The following is a 4,887-nucleotide window of genomic DNA, read 5'->3' on the forward strand; positions in this document are numbered from 1 at the left end:
CAGTCGCGCGGCGGCCGTGGCGGCCGGCAGCCACTCATCGCCCAGACCCACGGCCGCCAGCAGTTCGGCGGGATCGGTGATGGCGCGAGCCAAAACCGATTGCCAGACAGGGACCTGCCTTAAAACGGAACTTCCGGGTATCATAGCGCGCTCTTTTTTCCCAGACGCAATATTAAAGGTGTGTGATGGCTACTTACAGTACTAATGAATTCAAAGCCGGTCTCAAGGTAATGCTCGACGGCGACCCGGCCTCGATCGTCGAAAACGAGTTCGTGAAGCCCGGCAAGGGCCAGGCCTTCAATCGTGTTCGTATCCGCAATCTTAAAAACGGACGCACCATCGAACGCACGTTCAAATCCGGCGAAACCATCGAAGCCGCGGACGTGGCGGACGTGGAGATGCAGTACCTTTATAGTGATGAGCAGTTCTGGCACTTCATGAATCCACAAAGCTACGAGCAGATGGCAGCCGATAAAAACGCCGTGGGCGACAACGCCAAGTGGCTCAAGGAACAGGACGTATGCATCATCACGCTGTGGAACGGCGTGCCACTGACCGTCGAGCCGCCGAACACGGTGATCCTCAAGGTCGTCGAGACCGATCCCGGCCTCAAAGGCGACACCAGCGGGGGCGGTGGCAAACCGGCGACGCTCGAAACCGGCGCCGTGGTGCGCGTGCCGTTGTTCGTGCAACAAGGCGAGGCCATCAAGGTCAACACCCGCACCGGCGAGTACATCTCGCGCGCCTGAAACGATGAATCACAATACTTCCGGTGACTGGCAGCCCACCGCCGCCCTGGAAGTTCTGAAGCTCCGCGCCCGGCTGCTCGAACGCATCCGGGCATTTTTTTCCGAACGTGGCGTGCTCGAGGTGGAAACGCCGATTCTCTCCGCCGCCACGGTCACCGACCCGATGCTGGCGAGCCTGACCACGCGCTACACCGGTCCGCGGTTTCCACGCGGACAGGCTTTCTATCTGCATACCTCGCCAGAATTTCCGATGAAACGCCTGCTCGCGGCGGGCTCCGGCTCGATCTACCAGATATGCAAGGTCTTCCGCAACGGCGAGGCCGGGCGTTTGCACAATCCGGAATTTACTATGCTCGAATGGTATCGCGTGGGTTTCGATCACCATCGATTGATGGACGAAACCGATGAACTGGTGACGCGACTTCTGGCACCGACTATGTCGCTCGATGCCCCGGAACGGCTTTCCTACCGCGAGGCGTTCCAGCGTCACGCCGGTCTCGATCCGCACACGGCTTCGGCCGGGGATTTTGCCGCCGTGGCCAAGGCGCGCAATATCGGTGTAGCGCCTGAGCTGCTGACACAAAATGATCTGGCCGTGTGGCGCGACTTGCTGCTCACGCACGTGGTCGAACCGATGCTGGGACAGGGTCGGTTAACCTTTATATATGACTACCCGGCCTCCCAAGCCTCGCTTGCGCGCATTCAGCCGGGCGACCCGCCGCTGGCGGCGCGCTTCGAGCTTTACCTCAATGGCATTGAACTGGCGAACGGTTTTCACGAACTGGCCGATGCGGATGAACAGCGCGCCCGCTTTGAGCGGCAGTTGCATACCCGCGCCGCCGATAGCCAGCCGGTCGTGCCGCTGGACGAGCGCCTGCTGGCGGCACTGGCACATGGTCTGCCCGATTGCGCCGGGGTGGCGCTGGGTTTAGATCGCATGGTCATGCTCGCCGCCGGCGCGCGCACGATTGCGGAGGTGCTTGCCTTTCCGGTGGATCGCGCCTGATGGAGGCGGCTATTCCACGCGCAACCAGAATGTCACCGGGCCGTCGTTGGTAAGCGTCACCTGCATGTCGGCGCCAAACACGCCGGTTGCGACGGACGCATACAGCGTTCGCGCGCGATACACGAGATATTCAAACAGACGCCTGCCTTGCTCCGGCGTCGCCGCCGGCGTGAAACTCGGGCGCATGCCCTTGTTCGTATCCGCGGCGAGCGTGAACTGCGGCACCAGCAACAACCCGCCGCCAATGTCCATGACGCTCAGATTCATCTTGCCAGCCGCATCCGGGAACACGCGATAGCCCAGCAGCCGTTCCAGCAACCGGTCGGCCCGGGACTCGTCATCGCGCTGCTCGACGCCGATAAAAACCAGCAGGCCCTGGCCGATGGTCCCAACGGTTTTGCCATCCACGTCAACCCTGGCGCTGCGCACGCGCTGCAGAAGTCCGATCATGACGCGGGTATCATCCGATACATCATCCGGCGCAAGCGTAGTATATTTGTCGCCCCCATCAAAGCCTTGAGGGACTTCGCGATGCCCGCCCTGCCCGACAAAGACCAACAAATCCTGACCGCTCACGCCGGCCTGGTTCATGCCGTGGTGCGCACCTGCCACAACCGCGATCTGATGCCGCAACTGGAACAACTCCTGAAACTGTCCGAGGAAAACGGCTGGACGCAGCTCGTGGGCTCCATCCGGCGCATTCTCGGCGGTCAGCGCGACACCAGCGTGCTGCTGGGCCTCGATGAGGAGGACCGTGCTATTGCGGAGGCGATTCTGCGCGGGCTGCAAAATCCCGAGACGCTGCCCGACCTCAACGCCACTCCCGACCCGGAACATGCCGCGCCGGGCCTGGCCTCGATGATCGCCGCCAGCCGGCATGGCAATGTCGAGGCATTAAAGGCTCTGGCGGACATGGCCATTCAAATGCGTCAGGCGGGCGGCGACATGGCGCGCCTGGCCTCCGCCCTATCGCAAATGGAACAAGGCGAAGGCGACGTTGAAAAACTTTCGCGCGGGATGAGCCCGGCGGGGCTGAAACTGATCGAGATGATTCTGGAGGAACTGCGAAAGCAGGGTTAGATTACATCAGGCCGCGGCGCCGGCCAGCGGCAGGACGGCAGGTATACGCTGATCGTCATACCGCGGCAAGGTCATGGGCAATATGACCTCCATGGCGATCGGCAAATGATCAGAGTAAGCGCAGTTGAGCGCATTGATGCGTTCGACCACCAGCGACGGTGACACCAGGATCTGATCCAGGTTGCGCGACGGGCGCCAGCTCGGGAACGTATGCAGGTTATGCGGCGGTTCCCGCAAGGAGGTACGTTTCACCAGCCAGTCGATCTCATGGCTATCGGTGCTGCAATTCATGTCCCCCATGACGATGACATGCCGGTAATCGCGAATGATTTCGGCGATGCACTGGACCTGGCGTAAGCGCGCCCGCTTTCCGAGCGCCAGATGCACAATGACCAGAATCAGCGCATCGTCGCCATGCCCGTAACGCACCGTGAGCGCACCGCGCCCCGGGATCATGCCGGGCAATTTCACTTCGATCACTTCGGCCGGGCACAACCGGCTCAGTACCCCGGTGCTGTGCTGGGCGAATTTTCCAAGATTGCGGTTAGTCTGGTCGTTCCAGTAGGGAAACCGCCCTTCGATCGCCAGGAATTCCGTCTGATTGATAAATCCGCTGCGCAGGCTGCCGCCATCCACTTCCTGCAAACCGACGATGTCGAATTCGCCTATCAGCGCGGCGATGCGGCTGAGATTGTCGAGGCGCTTGGGACAGGGCAGAACATGTTTCCAGCTGTGCGTCAGGTAATGCCGGTAGCTGTTCGCGGCGATCCCGGTCTGGATGTTGTAGCTCAGCAACCGCAAGCGTTGCGTGGCGGTCTTGCCTGTGCAGGATACTTCCAGCGGGGGACGCAGACTTATCGAGGGGAAACGACGTGCTGGAACTCTCATTACTTTTGCATTATCTCACAGAAGACAGGATTTTTCAGGCTTTTCCGTACCACGAGCACTTCGTCCCTTTCCATCAACCCTAGATGATTTTCCGTGCGGCGCAAGCAGACCCTGACGGACGGCAATAAGAAACCCGATGGGCGTGGCGGAAATACCGGAAATCTGCAGTGACCCTGCGGCGTCGCAGGCACGGCGAGCGACAAGCAAAGAAAAACCCCGTCAGCTTTCGCCGACGGGGTTTTGAATAAAAAGCCTGGCAGTGTCCTACTTTGCCCAGCGCGTCCCTGCGCCGGGCCCTTGCGGGCCAGCGTCGCTTTGCTCCGCTGTCCATTATTTGTTCCTGACAAATTTGTCACGTGGCCACGTTCAAGTAGTCCACTGCCAAATAAAAACCCCGTTGGCTTACGCCAACGGGGTTGCTATAAAAAGCCTGGCAGTGTCCTACTTTCACGTGGAGGAACCCCACACTATCATCGGCGCTGAGCAGTTTCACTTCCGAGTTCGGGATGGGATCGGGTGGTTCCCGCTCGCTATGGCCGCCAGGCAGACCTTTTACGCTGTGGCAATTTCTTGCCACAGCCCATGTTCGGGCAGTTTCAGTATGTAAAAAGCGCGGGGATGTTGCGTTGGCTTGAACCCACACCCGGCGTTTTGGGTGTTATATGGTCAAGCCACACGGGCAATTAGTACTCCTTAGCTCAACGCCTTACGGCGCTTACACATGGAGCCTATCAACGTGGTGGTCTACCACGGCCCTTCAGGGGAGTTAAACTCCCGGGGAGATCTCATCTTGAGGTGGGTTTCACGCTTAGATGCTTTCAGCGTTTATCCCGTCCGAACTTGGCTACCCGGCAGTGCCACTGGCGTGACAACCGGAACACCAGAGGTTCGTCCATCCCGGTCCTCTCGTACTAAGGACAGATCCTCTCAAATCTCCAACGCCCACCGCAGATAGGGACCGAACTGTCTCACGACGTTCTGAACCCAGCTCGCGTACCACTTTAAATGGCGAACAGCCATACCCTTGGGACCGGCTACAGCCCCAGGATGTGATGAGCCGACATCGAGGTGCCAAACACCGCCGTCGATATGAACTCTTGGGCGGTATCAGCCTGTTATCCCCGGAGTACCTTTTATCCGTTGAGCGATGGCCCTTCCATACAG

General features: G+C 59.9%; 5 protein-coding genes and 2 rRNA genes. 3 read left to right on the forward strand and 4 right to left on the reverse strand.

What is annotated here, in order from left to right; all coding sequences use genetic code 11:
• The first annotated feature begins 185 nt into the window (after positions 1 to 185).
• Positions 186 to 749: an elongation factor P gene (gene efp / locus WB402_RS15310; RefSeq protein ID WP_424209387.1), complete on the forward strand. Its 564-nt coding sequence runs from the start codon at positions 186 to 188 to the stop codon at positions 747 to 749.
• Between the two features lie 4 nt (positions 750 to 753).
• Complete coding sequence (gene epmA, locus WB402_RS15315) at positions 754 to 1,755, forward strand: EF-P lysine aminoacylase EpmA (protein ID WP_424209389.1); 1,002 nt, start codon at positions 754 to 756, stop codon at positions 1,753 to 1,755.
• Between the two features lie 9 nt (positions 1,756 to 1,764).
• Here epmA and dtd read toward each other — a convergent pair whose 3' ends face one another.
• A complete protein-coding gene (gene dtd / locus WB402_RS15320) occupies positions 1,765 to 2,205 on the reverse strand; it encodes a D-aminoacyl-tRNA deacylase (RefSeq protein WP_424209391.1) in 441 nt (146 codons plus the stop codon).
• Between the two features lie 81 nt (positions 2,206 to 2,286).
• Here dtd and WB402_RS15325 point away from each other — a divergent pair, with 81 nt between their 5' ends.
• Positions 2,287 to 2,835: a hypothetical protein gene (locus tag WB402_RS15325; RefSeq protein WP_424209393.1), complete on the forward strand. Its 549-nt coding sequence runs from the start codon at positions 2,287 to 2,289 to the stop codon at positions 2,833 to 2,835.
• A gap of 6 nt (positions 2,836 to 2,841) precedes the next feature.
• Here the strand turns inward: WB402_RS15325 and WB402_RS15330 are convergent, their stop codons facing one another.
• The 3 genes from WB402_RS15330 to WB402_RS15340 form a co-directional block, all read right to left on the reverse strand.
• A complete protein-coding gene (locus WB402_RS15330; RefSeq protein WP_424209395.1) occupies positions 2,842 to 3,723 on the reverse strand; it encodes an endonuclease/exonuclease/phosphatase family protein in 882 nt (293 codons plus the stop codon).
• 428 nt (positions 3,724 to 4,151) lie between these two features.
• Positions 4,152 to 4,267 (reverse strand): 5S ribosomal RNA (gene rrf / locus WB402_RS15335).
• A gap of 118 nt (positions 4,268 to 4,385) precedes the next feature.
• Positions 4,386 to 4,887: ribosomal RNA gene (locus WB402_RS15340) — 23S ribosomal RNA — on the reverse strand; the annotation flags it as partial.

This window comes from Sulfuricaulis sp. (genome assembly GCF_049587675.1).
GTDB lineage: Bacteria > Pseudomonadota > Gammaproteobacteria > Acidiferrobacterales > Sulfurifustaceae > Sulfuricaulis.